The 17,013-nt window shown below is 65.8% G+C and carries 14 protein-coding genes and 1 tRNA gene; 11 read left to right on the top strand and 4 right to left on the bottom strand.

The window, feature by feature from the left end; genetic code table 11:
* Nucleotides 1–14: 14 nt before the first annotated feature.
* The 5 genes from VEW47_04165 to rocD are packed head-to-tail and all read left to right on the top strand — an operon-like array spanning nt 15 to nt 7,720.
* Nucleotides 15–680 (top strand): CerR family C-terminal domain-containing protein, encoded by a 666-nt coding sequence (locus VEW47_04165; GenBank protein ID HYS04367.1) that lies wholly within the window; start codon nt 15–17, stop codon nt 678–680.
* Entirely contained in the window at nt 677–2,134 is a 1,458-nt protein-coding gene (locus tag VEW47_04160; protein ID HYS04366.1) for a TolC family protein, read from the top strand. The genes VEW47_04165 and VEW47_04160 overlap by 4 nt, the downstream gene beginning before the upstream one ends.
* Entirely contained in the window at nt 2,131–3,306 is a 1,176-nt protein-coding gene (locus VEW47_04155) for an efflux RND transporter periplasmic adaptor subunit (GenBank protein ID HYS04365.1), read from the top strand. The genes VEW47_04160 and VEW47_04155 overlap by 4 nt, the downstream gene beginning before the upstream one ends.
* Nucleotides 3,303–6,491: an efflux RND transporter permease subunit gene (locus VEW47_04150; GenBank protein HYS04364.1), complete on the top strand. Its 3,189-nt coding sequence runs from the start codon at nt 3,303–3,305 to the stop codon at nt 6,489–6,491. The genes VEW47_04155 and VEW47_04150 overlap by 4 nt, the downstream gene beginning before the upstream one ends.
* Nucleotides 6,488–7,720 (top strand): ornithine--oxo-acid transaminase, encoded by a 1,233-nt coding sequence (gene rocD, locus VEW47_04145; protein ID HYS04363.1) that lies wholly within the window; start codon nt 6,488–6,490, stop codon nt 7,718–7,720. The genes VEW47_04150 and rocD overlap by 4 nt, the downstream gene beginning before the upstream one ends.
* A gap of 6 nt (nt 7,721–7,726) precedes the next feature.
* Here the strand turns inward: rocD and VEW47_04140 are convergent, their stop codons facing one another.
* The gene (locus tag VEW47_04140) at nt 7,727–8,569 is read right to left on the bottom strand and encodes a TonB family protein (GenBank protein ID HYS04362.1); all 843 of its coding nucleotides are present in this window, start codon (nt 8,567–8,569) and stop codon (nt 7,727–7,729) included.
* Between the two features lie 76 nt (nt 8,570–8,645).
* Here VEW47_04140 and VEW47_04135 point away from each other — a divergent pair, with 76 nt between their 5' ends.
* The 3 genes from VEW47_04135 to VEW47_04125 all read left to right on the top strand — a co-directional run bounded on the left by VEW47_04135 (nt 8,646) and on the right by VEW47_04125 (nt 11,931).
* Nucleotides 8,646–9,725 (top strand): radical SAM protein, encoded by a 1,080-nt coding sequence (locus VEW47_04135; protein ID HYS04361.1) that lies wholly within the window; start codon nt 8,646–8,648, stop codon nt 9,723–9,725.
* 47 nt (nt 9,726–9,772) lie between these two features.
* Nucleotides 9,773–11,254 (top strand): CoA-acylating methylmalonate-semialdehyde dehydrogenase, encoded by a 1,482-nt coding sequence (gene mmsA / locus VEW47_04130; protein ID HYS04360.1) that lies wholly within the window; start codon nt 9,773–9,775, stop codon nt 11,252–11,254.
* Between the two features lie 80 nt (nt 11,255–11,334).
* Nucleotides 11,335–11,931, top strand: coding sequence for a peroxiredoxin (locus tag VEW47_04125; protein ID HYS04359.1), 597 nt, complete (start codon nt 11,335–11,337; stop codon nt 11,929–11,931).
* A gap of 12 nt (nt 11,932–11,943) precedes the next feature.
* Here VEW47_04125 and VEW47_04120 read toward each other — a convergent pair whose 3' ends face one another.
* From VEW47_04120 to VEW47_04110, 3 genes are all read right to left on the bottom strand, one after another.
* Entirely contained in the window at nt 11,944–13,089 is a 1,146-nt protein-coding gene (locus VEW47_04120; protein HYS04358.1) for an acyl-CoA dehydrogenase family protein, read from the bottom strand.
* An 11-nt stretch (nt 13,090–13,100) separates the two neighbouring features.
* On the bottom strand, nt 13,101–13,601 hold the full coding sequence (locus tag VEW47_04115; protein HYS04357.1) for a VOC family protein: 501 nt from the start codon (nt 13,599–13,601) through the stop codon (nt 13,101–13,103).
* A 398-nt stretch (nt 13,602–13,999) separates the two neighbouring features.
* Nucleotides 14,000–14,143: a hypothetical protein gene (locus tag VEW47_04110; GenBank protein ID HYS04356.1), complete on the bottom strand. Its 144-nt coding sequence runs from the start codon at nt 14,141–14,143 to the stop codon at nt 14,000–14,002.
* A gap of 233 nt (nt 14,144–14,376) precedes the next feature.
* Here VEW47_04110 and VEW47_04105 point away from each other — a divergent pair, with 233 nt between their 5' ends.
* The 3 genes from VEW47_04105 (at nt 14,377) to VEW47_04095 (ending at nt 17,012) form a co-directional block, all read left to right on the top strand.
* On the top strand, nt 14,377–15,159 hold the full coding sequence (locus tag VEW47_04105; protein HYS04355.1) for a hypothetical protein: 783 nt from the start codon (nt 14,377–14,379) through the stop codon (nt 15,157–15,159).
* A gap of 28 nt (nt 15,160–15,187) precedes the next feature.
* A tRNA-OTHER gene (locus tag VEW47_04100) sits at nt 15,188–15,264 on the top strand.
* 275 nt (nt 15,265–15,539) lie between these two features.
* A complete protein-coding gene (locus VEW47_04095) occupies nt 15,540–17,012 on the top strand; it encodes an aldehyde dehydrogenase family protein (GenBank protein HYS04354.1) in 1,473 nt (490 codons plus the stop codon).
* The last annotated feature ends 1 nt before the right edge of the window (nt 17,013 follow it).

Here is a 17,013-nt window from a genome sequence, read left to right as displayed (position 1 = left end):
GAGGGTGCCGATCGATGGTGCCGGCCCGCGCGCTCGCCCGACCCGTGACCGGTTCACCGGCCAGGACGCGCGAGCGACTGCTCGAGGCTGCGGAGAGACTGTTTGCCGAGCGCGGGTTCCGCGCCACCTCGGTGCGCGCCCTCACGTCCGAGGCTCGCTGCAACGTCGCCTCCGTCAATTACCATTTCGGCGGCAAGGAGGGCCTGTACCGCGAGATGTTCCGTCGCCGGCTCGTGGCCCTGCGCGAGCAGCGCATCGCGGGCATCAGGCGCGCCATGGAGGAGGCCGGCGGCAGCGCGAGCCTGGAGCTGACGATCGGCGCCTTCACGACCGCGTTCCTCGAGCCGCACCTGGACCAGAGCGGCGGGCGGCGGCTGATGCGCATGTTCTCCCGCGAGCTCCTCGATCCGCACCTGAGGCCGGGCACGCTGCAGCGGGAGATGGTCGAGCCGGTCCGGCGCGCCCTGACCGAGGCGCTCCAGGCCGCCTGCCGCGGTCTCGATTCGCGTACCGCCCGGCGATGCGTCCACTCGGTCGTCGCCCAGCTGGCGCACGTCGTGCAGATGCGGAACGCGCCCGGAGCGATGCGCGACAAGGAGCTGCGCGACTTCTCGCTCGCGGACGCGGTGGACCACATCGTGCGATTTTCAGCCGCGGGGATCCGCGCGTGCCTGTCATGAGGACTCGATCTCTCCATCTTCCCGTCGCGCTTGCCTGCCTCGCCACCGCCGGCGCCTGCGTCCACCACATGTCGGCGGGTCGGACGGCGCCGGGAACGGCGCCCGTCCCGGGGACGGTGTGGAGCCCGCCGTTTTCCGCGGCGCCCGGGGCGACCCCCGCCGCGACCCCCGCTCCGACGGTCATCCCGCCCGACCTCCAGAAAGTCGCGCAGGGATTCGGTCTCAACGACCTCATCGATCTGGCGCTGCGCAACAACCCCGACACCCGGGCCGCCTGGGCGGGCGCGCGCGCCGCCGCCGCCGATCTCGGCAGCCAGCGCGGCGCCTACTATCCGACGATCTTCGCCCAGGAATCGACGAGCCGCGTGAAAGGCTCCGCCGTCGGCGGGCAGTTCACCTTCCACTCGACGACGACCAATCCGTCCGTCGTCCTGAACTACCTGCTTCTCGATTTCGGCGGCAGGAAGTCGGCGGTCGAGGAGGCCCGGCAGGCCCTGGTCGCCGCCGACTGGACGCACAACGCCGCCATCCAGGATGCCGTCCTGCAGGTCCAGCAGGCCTACTACCAGTACCTGAACGCGCGGGCGCTCGAGTCGGCGCAACAGGTCGCCATGAAGGAGGCCCAGGCCAATCTCGACGCCGCGGAGAGGCGCCACGACGCGGGCCTCAGCACGATCGCCGACGTCCTGCAGGCAAAGACGGCGTTGTCCCAGGCCCAGCTCGAGCTCGAGACGGTGCAGGGGCAGATTCAGGTGATCCGCGGTGTTCTCGCCACCGCCGTCGGACTGCCCGCCAATACGCCCTTCGAGGTGGACATCCCGGTTCAGGAGGTCCCGCTGTCGCGGGGGACCGACGAGGTGGATCGCCTGATCGAGCAGGCACAGGCCCGCAGACCGGACCTGGCCGCGGCCCGCGCCCTCGTGCAGAAGGCGCAGGCGCACCTCGATCACGCCAGGGCCCAGGACAGGCCCACGCTCACCACGAGCGTGAACGGCGGGCGGATCTATTACGCCCCGGACTACAACTACCAGGACACCTATGGCCTTGCGTTCCTGTTAACCGTGCCGATCTTCAATGGACTGACCTACCAGTACAACGTATTCAAGGCGGAGGCCGAGGCGGAGACCTCCAGGGCCAGGCTCGACAGCCTGCAGCAGCAGGCGATCTTCCAGGTCTGGAGCAGCTACTACAACCAGAAAACCGCCACGCAGCGCGTGCAGACGACGCGCGATCTCCTGCAGAGCGCGCAACAGTCGTTCGAGGTCGTCTCGGCACGCTACAAGGCCGGCGTGGGGAGCATCCTCGATGTCCTGACCTCGGAGACCGCCCTGGCGGGCGCGCGCGCCCAGGAGACCCAGGCGCGCACCGACTGGTTCCTTTCGATGGCGCAACTGGCGCACGACACGGGCACATTGTGGGCGCCCGGCGAACAGACGAAGGGAGATCAGCCATGAGACTGACGAGGCGCGCGAGCGCGGCCCTCCTCCCTGCGGCCGTCCTGTTCACGGCGTGCTCCAGGGGGCCGGCCCGCGTCGACGCGCACGATCCCGTGCCGGTCACGGTCGGCGAGGTGGTCCAGAGGGACGTTCCGATCCTGATCAGCGAGATCGGATCCGTCGAGGCGTACTCGACCGTCGCCGTGAAGGCCCAGATCGGAGGGGAGCTGGTCGAGGTCGCCTTCCACGAGGGTCAGGACGTGCACCGGGGGGACCTGCTGTTCCGCATCGACCCGCGTCCCTATGACGCGGCCCTCAAGTCGGCGGCGGCCCAGCTCCAAAAGGACTTGGTTCAGCTGAAGACCGCGCAGCAGGACGTGACGCGCTACGCCGAGCTGGTGAAGAAGGACTATGTCACCCAGGAGGAATATGATCGCATCCGCACGAACGCGGAGGCGCTCGAGGCGGCTGTGGCGGCCGACCACGGCGCGGTGGAGAACGCGACGGTGCAGCTGGAGTACTGCACCATCCGCTCACCGATCGACGGCCGCACGGGGAAGCTGATGGTGAACCGGGGCAACCTCGTCAAGGCGAACGCCGACACGCCGCTCGTGGTGATCAACCAGATCGACCCGATCTACGTGGCGTTCTCGGTCCCCCAGCAGGACTTGCCGGAGATCAAGACGCGCCGGGCTGTCGGGAAGCTCGAGGTGAGGGTGACCGCTCCCGACAGCGCCGCCCAGCCGCCCCCCGGCACGCTCAGCTTCATCGACAACGCCGTGGACAGCACGACCGGAACTGTTCTTCTGAAGGCGACCATCCCCAATCACAATCGGCTCCTCTGGCCGGGTCAGTTCGTCAGCGCCAGCCTGCAGGTCTCGACGAAGCCGAATGCCCTCCTGGTGCCGACGGAGGCGATCCAGACGAGTCAGCAGGGACCGTACGTCTACGTGGTGAAGCCCGATCAGACCGTGGAGTCGCGTCCCGTGGTCCAGATCGGTGTATACGAGCACGAGACGATTGTCGAGAAGGGGGTGAAGGCGGGCGAGACGGTTGTAACGGACGGACAGCTCAGGCTCGTTCCCGGGGCCAGCGTCAAGATCCAGGACGCGGAGTCACGGGGATCGGCCACGGCCGGCGCTACGGTTGCTCCCGCCGCTTCCCCCTCGGCCGCGGAGGCCCGGCGATGAATATCGCGGAGTTGTTCATCCGGCGCCCCGTCATGACGACCCTCGTCATGCTCGGGATCCTGATGTTCGGAATCATGGCCTACCGGCAGCTCCCGGTGAGCGACCTTCCGAACGTCGACTTCCCGACCATCTCCGTCACCGCGAGCCTGCCCGGCGCCAACCCCGAGACGATGGCGTCGGCCGTGGCGACGCCGCTCGAGCGTCAGTTCACAACCATTGCCGGGCTCGACTCGATGATCTCGACGAGCGCCCTGGGCACGTCCCAGATCACTCTCACGTTCAATCTGAGCCGCCAGCTGGATGCCGCCGCCCAGGATGTCCAGTCGGCCATCGCCAAGGTCGCCTCCCAGCTTCCCAGGGACATGCCGAGCCCGCCGACGTACCAGAAGGTCAACCCGGCGGACCAGCCGATCCTCTACATCGCGCTCACCTCGGCGACGCTCCCGCTCTACACGCTCGACGAGTACGGCGAGACGAACATGGCCCAGCGGATCTCGACAGTGAGCGGGGTGGCGCAGGTCCAGGTGTTCGGGGCGCAGAAGTACGCCGTGCGTATCCAGCTCGACCCGCGCGCCCTCGCGGCGCGCGGCATCGGCATCGACGAGGTCGCGCAGGCGGTCCAGAACCAGAACGTGAACCTGCCGACCGGGACGCTGTACGGCGCGCACAAGGCGTTCACCGTTCAGGCCAGCGGTCAGCTCACCGCGGCCGAGGACTACCGGCCTCTCATCGTCGCCTACCGGAACGGCTCTCCCGTCCGTCTCCAGGAGCTCGGCCGTGTCATCGACAGCGTCGAGAACGACAAGACCGCCGCCTGGTTCTGCACCGCGCGGTCGATGGACCGGGCGATCATCCTGGCGGTCCAGCGCCAGCCGGGGACTAACACGGTCGAGATCGCCCACGCCGTGCGCGCGCTCCTTCCGGCCTTCCGCAGCGATCTGCCGGCTTCGGTCTCATTGAACATCCTTTACGACCGGTCCGTCTCGATCGAGGCCTCGGTCAACGACGTCAAGTTCACGCTGCTCCTGACTCTTTTCCTCGTCGTGCTGGTCATCTTCCTTTTTCTGCGCAACCTGTCCGCGACGGTGATCCCGAGCCTCGCCCTCCCCTTCTCGATCGTCGGGACGTTCGCAGTCATGTACTCCCTCGGTTACAACCTCGACAACCTTTCCCTCATGGCCCTCACCTTGTCCGTCGGGTTCGTGGTCGACGACGCCATCGTCATGCTCGAGAACATCGTCCGTCACATGGAGATGGGGGAGCCGCCGCTGCAGGCGGCCCTGAACGGTTCGAAAGAGATCGGCTTCACCATCCTGTCCATGACGCTGTCCCTGGCGGCGGTGTTCATCCCGATCCTGTTTATGGGCGGCCTCGTCGGACGATTGCTTCACGAATTCGCCGTGACCATCGGCACCGCGATCCTGGTCTCCGGCTTTGTTTCGTTGACGCTGACGCCGATGCTCGGCAGCCGATACCTGCGCCACGCGAAGGGGGAGCGCCACGGAAGGTTCTATCAGTCGTTCGAATGGGCGTTCGACCGCTCCCTCGACGGCTACAAGTCGAGCCTCGCATGGTCGCTGCAGCACAAGTGGGTGAACTTGGCCGGGCTGGTCGTCGTCCTCGCTCTCACCGGTGTCTTCGGATACTTGATCCCCAAGGGACTCTTCCCGAGCGAGGACAACTCCCAGGTACTGGCGTTCACGGAGGCGATCGAGGGAATCTCCTTCGACTCGCTGGTGGAGCACCAGAAGGCTATGGCCGCGATCGTCCAGAAGGAGCCGGCCGTCGAGGCTTTCCTCTCGACCGCGGGGGCCCGAGGGAACACCGGCAGTAACCAGGGGCTCCTCTTCATGCGCCTCAAGCCGCGCGGCGAGCGGCCTCCGGCCGAGGAAGTGATCCAGCAGATGCGGCCGAAACTCTCCCAAGTGCCGGGGATGCGGGCCTATCTGCAGATCCCGCCGACGATTCGCATCGGCGGCGGTCTCACCAAGAGCCTCTACCAATACGCCCTGCAAGGCGCCAACACCGACGAGCTTTACCGAGTCGCCCCACTGCTCGAAAGCAAGATGCGGACGCTCCCCGGTTTTCTAGACGTCACAAGTGACCTTCAAATCAAGAACCCCGAGATCGACATCCACATCCAGCGCGACAAGGCGGCGACGTTAGGGGTCACCGCATCGCAGATCGAAACGGCCCTCTACGATGCGTACGGGTCGCGGCAGATCTCGACGATCTACGCGCCCAACAACGAATACCAAGTCATCATGCAGCTCATGCCGCAGTACCAGGCCGACCCAGCGGCGCTCTCGATGCTGTACGTTCGATCGATCTCGGGGGCGCTCGTGCCTCTGAGCGCCGTGGCCAGCCTGAAGCAGTCGCTCGGGCCCCTGACCGTCAGCCACCTCGGCCAGCTGCCGGCCGTCACGATCTCCTTCAATCTCAAGCCGGGCGTCTCCCTCGGCCAGGCCGTGAAGGAGGTGAACGACGTCGCCCAGGGAATGCTGCCGCAGGGCGTCACCACGAAATTCCAGGGAACCGCGCAGGCGTTCCAGGCGGCGACGGCCGGTCTCGGCCTGCTCCTGGTGATGGCGATCCTGGTCATCTACATGGTGCTCGGGATCCTGTACGAGAGCTTCATCCACCCGATCACCATCCTGTCGGCGTTGCCGTTTGCCGGGCTCGGGGCGCTCGTGACGCTCTACATCTTCAGGATCTTCGTCCCGTCCACGGATTTGTCAATCTACGCCTACGTCGGGATCATCATGCTCGTCGGACTCGTCAAGAAGAATGGCATCATGATGATCGATTTCGCGATCGAGACCCGGCGCAGCGGATCGAAGACACCCGAAGAAGCCATCTTCGAGGCCTGCGTCGTGCGCTTCCGGCCGATCATGATGACCACGATGGCGGCGCTGATGGGCACGCTGCCGATTGCTACCGGGTTCGGCGCCGGCTCCGAGTCGCGCCGCCCGCTGGGCTTGGCGGTCGTGGGCGGCTTGCTCTTCTCGCAGATCATCACCCTTTACGCCACACCAGTCGTTTACGTCTACCTGGAGCGCCTGCAAGGTTGGCTCGGCCGGGCTCCCGCTCCCACCAGGGCCGGAACTCGCGAAGAGGCGCAGGTCGCGGGCCCGGCGCGTCCTCTGGTGTATCATCGCCCCTTCAACCGCGAGGAGAATTCATGAGCGCACCGTCCAAGACCGCCGCGTCCACGAGCGACAAGACCCAGCCCCTGATCGACCTGGCCGAGACCTGGAGCGCCCACAACTACCACCCGCTTCCGGTCGTCATTTCACGCGCCGAGGGCGTCTGGGTCTACGACCCCGAGGGGAAGCGGTACATGGACATGCTGTCGGCCTACTCCGCGCTCAACCAGGGGCACCGGCACCCGCGCATCGTCCAGGCGCTCAAGGACCAGGCGGACAAGGTCACCCTCACGTCGCGCGCGTTCCACAACGAGCTGTTCGGGCCGTTCTGCGAGAAACTCTGCCGGCTCGCCGGGATGGAGATGGCGCTCCTGATGAACAGCGGAGCCGAGGCGGTCGAGACCGCCATCAAGACCGCCCGCAAGTGGGGCTACATGGTCAAGAAGGTGGCGCGCCCCAGGGCGGAGATCATCGTCTGCGAGAACAATTTCCATGGCCGCACCACGACCATCGTCGGGATGTCGTCCGAGCCGCAGTACAAAGACGACTTCGGCCCGTACGACGGCGGCTTCCGGATGATCCCGTACGGTGACGTGCAGGCGCTCGAGAAGGCGATCACCCACCACACCGTCGCCTTCCTGGTCGAGCCGATCCAGGGGGAGGCGGGGATCCTCGTCCCGCCGGACGGTTTCCTGAGGGACGCGCTCGAAATCTGCCGCCGCCACAAGGTGCTCCTGGTGGCGGATGAGATCCAGACCGGTTTCGGCCGGACCGGCCGGATGTTCTGCGCCGATCACGACGGCGTGAAGCCGGACCTGTTCATCGTGGGGAAGGCGCTCGGCGGCGGCGTGCTGCCGGTGTCGGGGGTCGTCGGCGGACGGGACACGCTCGGTCTCTACCGCCCCGGCGACCACGGATCTACATTTGGAGGCAACCCGCTCGCCTGCGCCGTCGGCATGGCGGCGCTCGACGTCCTCGTTTCCGAGCGGCTGCCGGAGCGCTCGCACGAGATGGGGACCTACTTCATGTCCCGCCTGCGCGCGCTGAACTCGCCGCACGTGAAGGAGGTCCGGGGCAAGGGGCTCCTGATCGGCGTCGAGATCAAGGAAGAGCGCGGCAAGGCTCGCCCCTACTGCGAGAAGCTGATGGGTCTCGGGATCCTGGCCAAGGAGACGCACGACCAGGTCATCCGCTTCGCGCCCCCCCTCGTCATCACCCGCGAGGAGGCCGACTGGGCCCTGGAGCGAATCGCCAAGGTCCTGGCCTGAGAGTGTCTAGAGACCGCCCCGGGCGAGCAGGAAGTCGACCACGATCGTGAAATAAGCGTCGACCGGCTCGCCGTCCTTGAGCGCCGGCCTGTAGCGCCACTGCTCGACTGCGGCGATGGCGGCCTGGCTCAGCTGATCGTCGGGGGACTTGAGGGTCTGCACGACGCGGACGCTGCCATCCTTCGAGACGATCGACATCAGGACCACTCGTCCCTCGATCTTCTTCCTTCGGGCGCGACCGGGGTAGTCCGGCACGATCTTGCTGTCGGGAAGGATCTCGGGATTGCTCACCCCGCAGATTCCGGCGTAAGCGATCGAGCCGTCGGTGCAGGTCGTGGCTTCGCGGGGATCGAACGGGGCCCTCCTGTTCTTCCAGAGGCCGCGCTTCTGCGTCCTGGCCTCTTCCTCCAGCGATCGAAACGCTTCGAGCCGAGAGAAGGGCGCGTGGGCATCGACGGTTCCATAGCCGAGACTGAGGATCTGCTCGTTGAGACACGTGCCGTCTTCCAGGTAGACGTAGCCGGCATAGGTGCGCGGGCCGGCCTGTCCCTCCCGCCCCTCCTCCTGCTTCAGGACGACGCTCTGGCCCTCGAGGAGGGAGGCGAGATAACGCCCGGCCTCCTTCTCCAGGGAATCCGTCGGCTCCAGACTCATGACGGCCTGAATCCCAAGAAGATCGAAGAAGTACTCGCGGTTGAACCGCCTGACGACAATCGACGATGGAGTGGCCACCCTGACGAATGTGCCCTTCTTCTCCGCGCCCTCGTTCTCGGACCGGACGGGGGAGCAGACGGAGAGCAGCAACAGCACGACAGTCAGCCAGCGGGCGCGTCCGGGTTCGAGGGTCATCGGGGTGGCGTCTGCGCCGATTATACACACCGCCAGGGCGGCTCCGCGCATCGCGGGTGTTAAGATCTGTGGCGTCATGGAGCCCGGCCCGCCCTCAGCCTCCGACCATTTGCGCAACCACACGCCCGAGAGTCTAGCGGCGGCGAGACCGGACCTCGCTCTCGACCCTGGGCTCGCCAACCGGATCGTCACCCGCCTGGTGGCTCAGGACCGCGACGAACTGGACGGCGTGCGCGGGCTTTCCAAGGAGATCGCCCGCTCCTTGGTGGCGATCGCCCGCAGGACCCGTCTCGAGGTCGTGGATCGGCGCCGGAGCGCCGTCGATCCCTTCGTCAAGTACCTGTTCCGCTCGGGCGGCGAGTCGTTCGAGACCGTGCGGATCCCCCTCCAGAAACCGCGCTGGAGCGTGTGCGTCTCGTCCCAGGCCGGCTGCGCGCTCGCCTGCTCCTTCTGCGAGACAGGCCGGATCGGCTTCACGCGCAATCTCGAAGCATGGGAGATGGTCGAGCAGGTGCTGACCGTCCGCCGGGAGGGACCTGAGCGGCCCGTGACGAGCGTCGTCTTCCAGGGGCAGGGGGAGCCGTTCCAGAACTACGAGCAGGTCATCCGCGCCGCGCGCATCCTGCAGCACCCCTGCGGCGGCCGTATCCGCGGGCAGAACATCACGATCTCGACCGTCGGCATCCTGCCGATGATCGAGCGCTACACGGCCGAGGGGCACGTGTACCGGCTGATCCTGTCGCTGACTTCGGCGTTCGACGACAGGCGCTCGCGACTCATGCCGGTCGGCCGCCGCTACGCGGTGGGCGACCTCGTCTCTGCGATGCGCCGGCACGCCGAGGCGCGCGGCGACCGCGTCAACCTCGCGTGGGTCCTCATGTCGGGGATCAACACCGGAGAGGACGAGGCGGAGGAGCTGTCCCGTCTGTTCCGCGGCGTGCCGCTGCGGCTGTCGGTCATCGACGTGAACGACCCGACGGGTCTGTTCCGGCGGGCCACGGACGCCGAGCGCGGCGGCTTCTTCAGCGCTCTCGCGAGACGCGGCATCGGCTTCATCAGGCGCTACTCGGGCGGCCCGGACATCCACGCCGCCTGCGGCATGCTCGCCTCCAGGACACACGGCGGCGACCCGCTCGGGGCACCAGCCGCCGGCTAGCCGCGCTGTTCCGACGCGTGCAACGTGCGCTAGAATGGAGGCCGCCCATGCCGATCCGAGAGCTGCGCAACTACGTCGACGGCGCATGGAACGAGCCCGCCGGACGTGACCTTCTCGACGTGGAGAACCCGTCGACGGGCGGGACGATCGCCCGGGTCCCTCTGTCCAGCGCGGCAGATCTCGACGCCGCCGTCGCGGCCGCCCGGGCCGCCTTCCCGGCCTGGTCGACGACCCCCGTCGACAAGCGTGTCGCCCCCCTCTTCAGGCTGGCGGCCCTGATCCGCGACAATCGCGAGACCCTCGCCCGCCAGATCACCGAGGAGAACGGCAAATCGCTCCCCGATGCGAGGGCCGAGGTCGATCGCACGCTCGAGAACGTCGAGACCGCCTGCGGCATGCCGATCCTGCAGCAGGGGGACAAGCTGATCGGCGCCGCCCCCGGCATCGACGGCGAGGTCGTGCGCCTGCCGATCGGCGTCTTCGCCATGATCGCCCCGTTCAACTTCCCCGCCATGGTGCCGTTCTGGTTCATCCCCTACGCGGTCGCCACCGGGAACACGTTCGTCGTGAAGCCGTCCGAGCAGGTCCCCTGCACCCTGCAGATTCTCGCCGAGTACATCGATCGTTGCGGTTTCCCGCGGGGTGTCTTCAATCTCGTGAATGGAGACAGGCGGGTGGCGGAGGCGATCGTCGCCCACCCCGGCGTCGCCGGCGTCTCGGTGGTCGGCCGCACCGCGACCGCGCAGGCGATCGCGGAGGCGTGCGTCAGGACCAACAAACGCTTCCAGGCGATGGGGGGCGCCAAGAACCACCTCGTCGTGATGCCGGACGCCCGCATGGACGAGGCGATCCGCAACATGATCACCTCGGGCTACGGCTGCGCGGGTCAGCGCTGCATGGCGTCGTCCGCGATCGTCTGCGTCGGCGACGAGACCTATCGCCGGGTGATCGACCGCTTCGTGCGCGCCTCGAGCGAGGTCGTGGTCGCCGACCCCCTCGACCCGAAGGTCGCCGACCGGCCGATGGTGATGGGACCGGTGATCTCGGCGAAAGCGAAGGAGTTCATCCTGTCGATGATCGACACCGGGATCAAGGAGGGGGCGAAGCTGGCCCTCGACGGGCGGGGAGTCAAGGTCGCGGGACGCGACGAAGGCCATTACATCGGGCCTACGGTCTTCACCGAGGTGCGGCCCGGGATGAGCGTCCACAGGACGGAGATCTTCGGTCCGGTGCAGGTGATCCTGAAGGCGGCCGACCTCGATGAGGCGATAAGCGTCGTCAACGATCATCCGTACGGAAACGGCGCCTCGATCTACACGCAGAACGGCTACCACGCGCGCAAGTTCAAGCTCGAGGCGCTCGCCGGAATGATCGGCGTGAATGTCGGCATCCCGGCCCCCGTGGCCTACCTGCCGTTCGGCGGAATGAAGGCGTCGCAGTTCTCCCACATCAAGGCGCAGGGGAGGGCGACGGTCGCCTTCTTCACGGAAGACAAGATCGTCACGGAGCGGTACTGGCCGGAAGCCTGAGACCACCCGAAGTGGTATAGAATCCGCCCTCTGCGTGACTTTCAGGGAGGAACGACAGCGTGTCGGAAACCACCACGGCTTTGAAGCTTGGGCAGAAGGTCCCGGATTTCGAGCTCGAGATCTACGACCCCGTCAAGGACGACTTCGGCAAGTTCCGTCTGCAGGATCAGATCGCCGGCAAGCGCTGGACGGTCGTGTTCTTCTACCCCGCCGACTTCACGTTCGTCTGAGCGACCGAATTCGCTGCTCTGGCAGAGCAGCACGAGCGGTTCGTGAAGATGGGGTGCGACATCGTCACGGTCAGCGAGGACACCAAGTTCGTCCATCTGGCCTGGCGGAAGAGCGAGAAGGAGCTGGCGAACGTCCGCTACCCGATGGGCGCCGACCCGACCGGCAAGGTCGCAAAGATGTTCGGCGTCTACGACGAGAACTCCGGGCTGGCCCTGCGCGGCACCTTCATCATCAATCCCGAAGGGACGCTCTTCAATTCCGAGGTGAACTTCTACAACCTCGGCCGCAACATCGACGAGCTGATGCGGAAGTTCAAGGCCAACCTCTACATGGCGAAGAAGAGCAACGAGGTCTGCCCCTCCAAGTGGAAGGACGAAGGGGACAAGACGCTCGTCAACCCCGGCGCGAAGATGGTCGGGAAGGTGCACGAGGCGCTGAAGGGCTAGCGCCGCTTCGACTCAGGAGCGCTCGAAGATCTCCTTGGCGATGATCAGCCTCTGGATCTGCGAGGTCCCCTCGTAGATCTGGAACACCTTGGCGTCGCGCATCAGCTTCTCGACGGGATACTCGCGCGAGAAACCATAGCCGCCGAAGACCTGCACGGCGTTCAGGGCGGTCTCCATCGCCGTGTCGGCGGCGAACGCCTTGGCGAAGGCGGCCTCCTTGGTGTTGCGCTCGCCCCGGTCGATCTTCCAGGCCGACTGCCAGACCAGGAGGCGCGCCGCTTCGATCTTCATCGCCATCTCGGCCACCATGAACGCCAGCGCCTGGTGCTTGTGGATCGGCACGCCGAAGGTGGTGCGCTCCTTGGCGTAGCGGATGGCGTGGTCCATCGCCGAGCGGGCGAGGCCGACGGCGGCCGCCGACACGACCGGCCGGCTGTGGTCGAATGCCGACATCGCCAGCAGGAACCCCTTCCCCTCCTCGCCGATCAGGTTGGCCTTCGGCACCTTGACGTCGTTGAAGGTGACGGCGCGCGTGTCGGAGGCCCGCTGCCCGAGGTTCTGCTCCTTCTTCCCGACTTCGATGCCCGGGGAATCACGCGGCACCACGAAGGCGCTCATCCCCTTGTAGCGCTGCGACGGGTCGGTGTAGGCGACGACGAAGTACCAGTCGGCGACGCTGCCGTTGGTGATCCACATCTTGGATCCCTTCAGCACGTAGTCGTCCCCCGCTTTGCGGGCGACCGTCTTGATCCCCTGCACGTCGGAGCCGGCCTGCGGCTCGGTGACGCAGTAGGCCGCGAGCCTGAACTCCTTCGTCATCGGCGCGAGGAAGCGCCTCTTCTGCTCGTCCGATCCCCCGACGATGACCGGCGCCTCGGCCAGCGTGTTGGCCTCCATGGCGGTGCCGATGCCGGTGCAGCCCCAGGCGATCTCCTCCGCGATCATGCAGCCGTCGAGGACGCCCAGGCCCGGGCCGCCGTAGGCCTCGGGGACGTGCGTGTTCATGAGACCGAGCTCCCACGCCTTCCTGCAGATCTCGCGCGGGAACTCACCGGTCTGGTCGTGGTGCGCCGCCTTCGGAGCGATCTCCTTCTGGGCGAATTCGCGCGCCAGGGCGCGGAGCTGCTGCTGCTCTTCCGTCAGGGCGAAATCGACCATGCGACGCTCTCTTACTTCTTCTGTCCCATCTGCTGCGCCATCTGCTTCTCCCACTCCTTGCGGCGCGTGTCCATCTCCTGCGGCGGCACCTCCTCGATGTGGGTGGCGACGCCCCAGTGATGACCGAACGGATCGACGACCTTGCCGAAGCGATCCCCCCAGAACATGTCGGTGACGGGCATCGTCACCTTCGCCCCCGCGTCCACCGCCTTCTTGACGACGGCGTCGACGTTCGGGACGTACAGAAAGGTCGACCCGGTGACGCACCCCGCCGTCTGCGGCGACTTGTTGTCGGGGGCCATCGCAAGATTCTCGTCGGCCAGGAAGATGATCGAATCGCCGATCTTCACCTCGGCGTGCATGATCTTGCCGCCGGGCCCGGGCATGCTGAGCCGGGTCTCGGCTCCGAACGCCTTCTTGTAGAACTCGAGCGCCTGAGCGGCGTCGCGCTGGATCAGGTACGGCGTGACCGTGTGGAAACCATCGGGGACCGGCTTGACGTTCTTCGCCATGGAAAATCCTCCTTCGAACGGGCCCGGGCAGGGTTGTGCTCGGCGGCCGCTGGATCCTACACCCGCTCTCCGGCGAAAAGCGACCCGGCTCCGCCGGCGTGGACGTAGTCGGCCTCCCGCGGCCGCCCCGAAGCGCCGGGTGCTGTCCTAACTATGGGTGAGGTGTCCTAGATTGGCTGGATGTGGGTGGGTAAGTGTTCCGCTTCTACAAATAAGATCAGACAGGACAGTCACGGGATGCAATGCGGCAAAGACAAACACTGAAAATAACACACCAAATCGTTGGTGCATAAGGATTTGCTGGATATCTCAAAAATCCGTGCTACATTGCATCCTGTGACTCTCCCGTCCGTTCCTGTCGGGAGTGGCGCAGAAGGCGCTCAGGGAGCTTTCCGACCCTACGCAGCGACTCGGACTCGCAGCCTCCAAGCCTTGAGACCGTAGCTGCTCGCGTAGAGCTTCTTGCCGTTACGCAGGGTGATCACGGTTCGATAGATGATCCTGAACCGTGAGCCCTGCGTTTCCTTCTTCGGCCTACCCATCAACCTCACCTCCTCTCGACGGAAGCATCCGTCTGCGGTTGCCGGATGCCATTCCCCATCGAGGGCGATGCGCCGAAGGGTCGCTCCCTGAGCGCCCGGTGACACGATACCACAGGTTGTCCCACCCATGACCAGCCCGAGGAGCAGAAATCCGTCATATCTGCCTTAAGTAGATTGGGTATTGACAAGACGGACTCACCGCCTTAGGCTTGGAACGTACAAAGGAGAGTCCCATGGCCGCCACCCCAGAGAAAGATCGTACCAACCAACTTCCATACCGGACGACGAAGGAAAAGTTTGAAAAGGCAATCCAAGTGCTTCGTCAGTCTCAAACCGTTGACGCTCTGGACGTGGCAGTCGGACAGTCCGATCGCCCATTTATCTTGCGAACGCTTGGCATTCTCGGAATGGCCGATCCGAAAACCCTGAAGCTCACTGATATGGGACTGCGAATCGCATACGCCACGGAGAACGATCGGCCCCTGGCTGTTCTGCGTGGCATTCTAGGATTCGCACCGTTCAAGATTGCGCTGTTGGAATTGGCCCGACGCAAGTCAAAGTCAGTATCGGTTGCAGACCTAGTGGGGATTTGGGGGGAAAGAGAGATTGGGATTAATGATGCTGCGCGCGATGGCGCAGCTCTAGTTCTTTGCTCAATGATGGAGACTGCTGGACTTGGGACATTCTATGCTGGTCGACGTGGGAGCGTGTCACGAGTGGATGTTCAGGCGGATTTGCAAGATCGATTGGTGGCGGCCCTAGGGGCGCCCCAAGCAACAACCGATAAACAATCTCAAGAACCACGGTCGCAAGATGATCGCAACAATGGTCGTGACTCTGATATTCCTATCGAAAGGACAGTGCGGCCAGAGGCAGGATTCGTTCGGCACAACTATCAACTGCGCCGCGGCATGGTGATCAATCTCGACCTACCTGAGGATCTGACAACTAAGGAAGTTGATCGTTTGACCAAGTGGCTTGCTACCTTGCCGCTTGAGGATCAGGGAGGGGGATGAAGGAATTCAGTGTGCGCCGGGTGCTTATGCGGCTGTAGCTCAAGCTGGATAGAGCAGCCCACTCGTAGGGGAAGGTAGCCCGTTCAACTCGGGCCAGCCGCACCAACATGATGGCCGCCCGGCGCACGCTGAATATCAAAGAACACCGGTTCAACTGCTTGACCCGGCGAATGGGGTAATGACCCCGTTAGGCGCGTGGAATCTACGCCCATCATCGCCCCCCGTCAAGCGTTTCGCTGGCTAATGCCAGGGAAAGGGTGGTGAGGGGTGTGCCCGATGGCGAGGATGTCATACAAGAAAGAAGGTGTCCTAGTTAGGACAGCGCCAAGCGGCGGGCGACGTTGACACTCGGGGGGGCCAGCCGCTAGGCTTCGCCCGTCATGGAATCGCTGGGAAATTTCATCGACGGCGAGTGGACCAAGGCCGCCTCCGGCCGGACGCTCGAGGTCATCAATCCCGCCACCCGCGAGGTGATCGCGCTCGTCCCCGACTCGGGCCCAGCCGACGTCGACCGTGCGGTCGGCGCGGCGCGGCGCGCGTTCGATCTCGACGGCTGGCCCCAGACATCGGCGCGCGAGCGCGGCCGCGTCCTGTTCCGCCTGGCCGAGTACGTCCGAAGGAACGAGAAGCGGCTCGCGGAGATCGAGACCACCAACAACGGCAAGCCGCTGGCCGAGGCCATGGGGGACGTATCGGACGCCGGATTCTGCTTCGAGTACTACGGGGGACTGGCCACCAAGATCCGCGGCGACGTCCTGACCGTGCCGGACAACGCCATGGCCCTCGCGCTGAAGGAGCCGATGGGCGTAGCGGGGATGATCGTCCCCTGGAACTACCCCCTGATGATGGCGGTGCAGAAGGTGGCGGCGGCGCTCGCGGCCGGCTGCACGTCCGTCCTGAAGCCGGCCAGCCAGACGCCTTTGTCCGTGATCGAGCTCGCCAGGGGGTTCGAGGAATGCGGCGTCCCGCGCGGTGTGATCAACGTCGTCAACGGCGGCGGTCGCACGGTCGGCATGCCGATGGTCACGCACCCGGGCGTCGACAAGATCGCCTTCACCGGCAGCAGCGAGGTCGGCAAGCTGATCATGCGCGAGGCCGCCGCCACCGTGAAGCGCCTGTCGCTCGAGCTCGGCGGCAAGTCGCCCAACATCTTCTTCGCCGACGCCGACTTCGAGCAGGCCGTCGAGGGGGCCCTGTTCGGCGTCTTCGTCAACCAGGGGGAGGTCTGCTCGGCGGGCAGCCGGGTCCTGGTGCAGAGATCGATCTACAAGACGCTTCTCGACGCCATGGTGGAGAAGGCGAAGAAGATCAAGATCGGTCCCGGTCTGCTCCCCGACACGAAGATGGGCCCGCTGGTCAGCCAGGACCAGTACGACAAGGTGCTGTCGTACGTCGAGGCCGGCAGGAAAGAGGCGAAGCTGGCGCTGGGGGGCGGCCGCCCGAAGGGGCTGCCGAAGGGGGCCGAGCGCGGCTTCTTCGTCGAGCCGACGATCTTCTACGATGTGGACAACTCGGCGACGATCGCCCGCGAGGAGATCTTCGGGCCGGTCATGGCGGTCATCCCCTTCGACAAGGAGGAGGACGCCGTCCGCATCGCCAACGACACGCCCTACGGCCTGGCCGCCGCCGTGTGGACGCGCGACATCTTCAAGGCGATCCGGACCGTCAAGAGCCTGCGCGCCGGCATCGTCTGGGTCAACCACATGCAGCCGGCCCCCGTGGAGGCCCCGTGGGGCGGCTACAAGCAGTCCGGGTTCGGGCGCGAGCTCGGTCCGCACGGCCTCGACGAGTACCTGGAGGTCAAGCACGTCTACATCAACCTCGACGAGCGGCCGATCGGGTGGTACAAGTAGC

The sequence above is a fragment of the Candidatus Dormiibacterota bacterium genome, assembly GCA_035635555.1.
GTDB lineage: Bacteria > Acidobacteriota > Polarisedimenticolia > Gp22-AA2 > Gp22-AA2 > Gp22-AA3.
The sequence above is the reverse complement of the archived record's forward strand: the minus strand, read 5'-3'. Positions and strand labels throughout refer to the sequence as shown.

Coding starts and splice junctions, on each gene's coding strand:
- VEW47_04165 (HYS04367.1), top strand. CDS start 15: ATGGTGCCGGCCCGCGCGCTCGCCCGACCCGTGACCGGTTCACCGGCC.
- VEW47_04160 (HYS04366.1), top strand. CDS start 677: ATGAGGACTCGATCTCTCCATCTTCCCGTCGCGCTTGCCTGCCTCGCC.
- VEW47_04155 (HYS04365.1), top strand. CDS start 2,131: ATGAGACTGACGAGGCGCGCGAGCGCGGCCCTCCTCCCTGCGGCCGTC.
- VEW47_04150 (HYS04364.1), top strand. CDS start 3,303: ATGAATATCGCGGAGTTGTTCATCCGGCGCCCCGTCATGACGACCCTC.
- rocD (HYS04363.1), top strand. CDS start 6,488: ATGAGCGCACCGTCCAAGACCGCCGCGTCCACGAGCGACAAGACCCAG.
- VEW47_04140 (HYS04362.1), bottom strand. CDS start 8,569: ATGACCCTCGAACCCGGACGCGCCCGCTGGCTGACTGTCGTGCTGTTG.
- VEW47_04135 (HYS04361.1), top strand. CDS start 8,646: ATGGAGCCCGGCCCGCCCTCAGCCTCCGACCATTTGCGCAACCACACG.
- mmsA (HYS04360.1), top strand. CDS start 9,773: ATGCCGATCCGAGAGCTGCGCAACTACGTCGACGGCGCATGGAACGAG.
- VEW47_04120 (HYS04358.1), bottom strand. CDS start 13,089: ATGGTCGATTTCGCCCTGACGGAAGAGCAGCAGCAGCTCCGCGCCCTG.
- VEW47_04115 (HYS04357.1), bottom strand. CDS start 13,601: ATGGCGAAGAACGTCAAGCCGGTCCCCGATGGTTTCCACACGGTCACG.
- VEW47_04110 (HYS04356.1), bottom strand. CDS start 14,143: ATGGGTAGGCCGAAGAAGGAAACGCAGGGCTCACGGTTCAGGATCATC.
- VEW47_04105 (HYS04355.1), top strand. CDS start 14,377: ATGGCCGCCACCCCAGAGAAAGATCGTACCAACCAACTTCCATACCGG.
- VEW47_04095 (HYS04354.1), top strand. CDS start 15,540: ATGGAATCGCTGGGAAATTTCATCGACGGCGAGTGGACCAAGGCCGCC.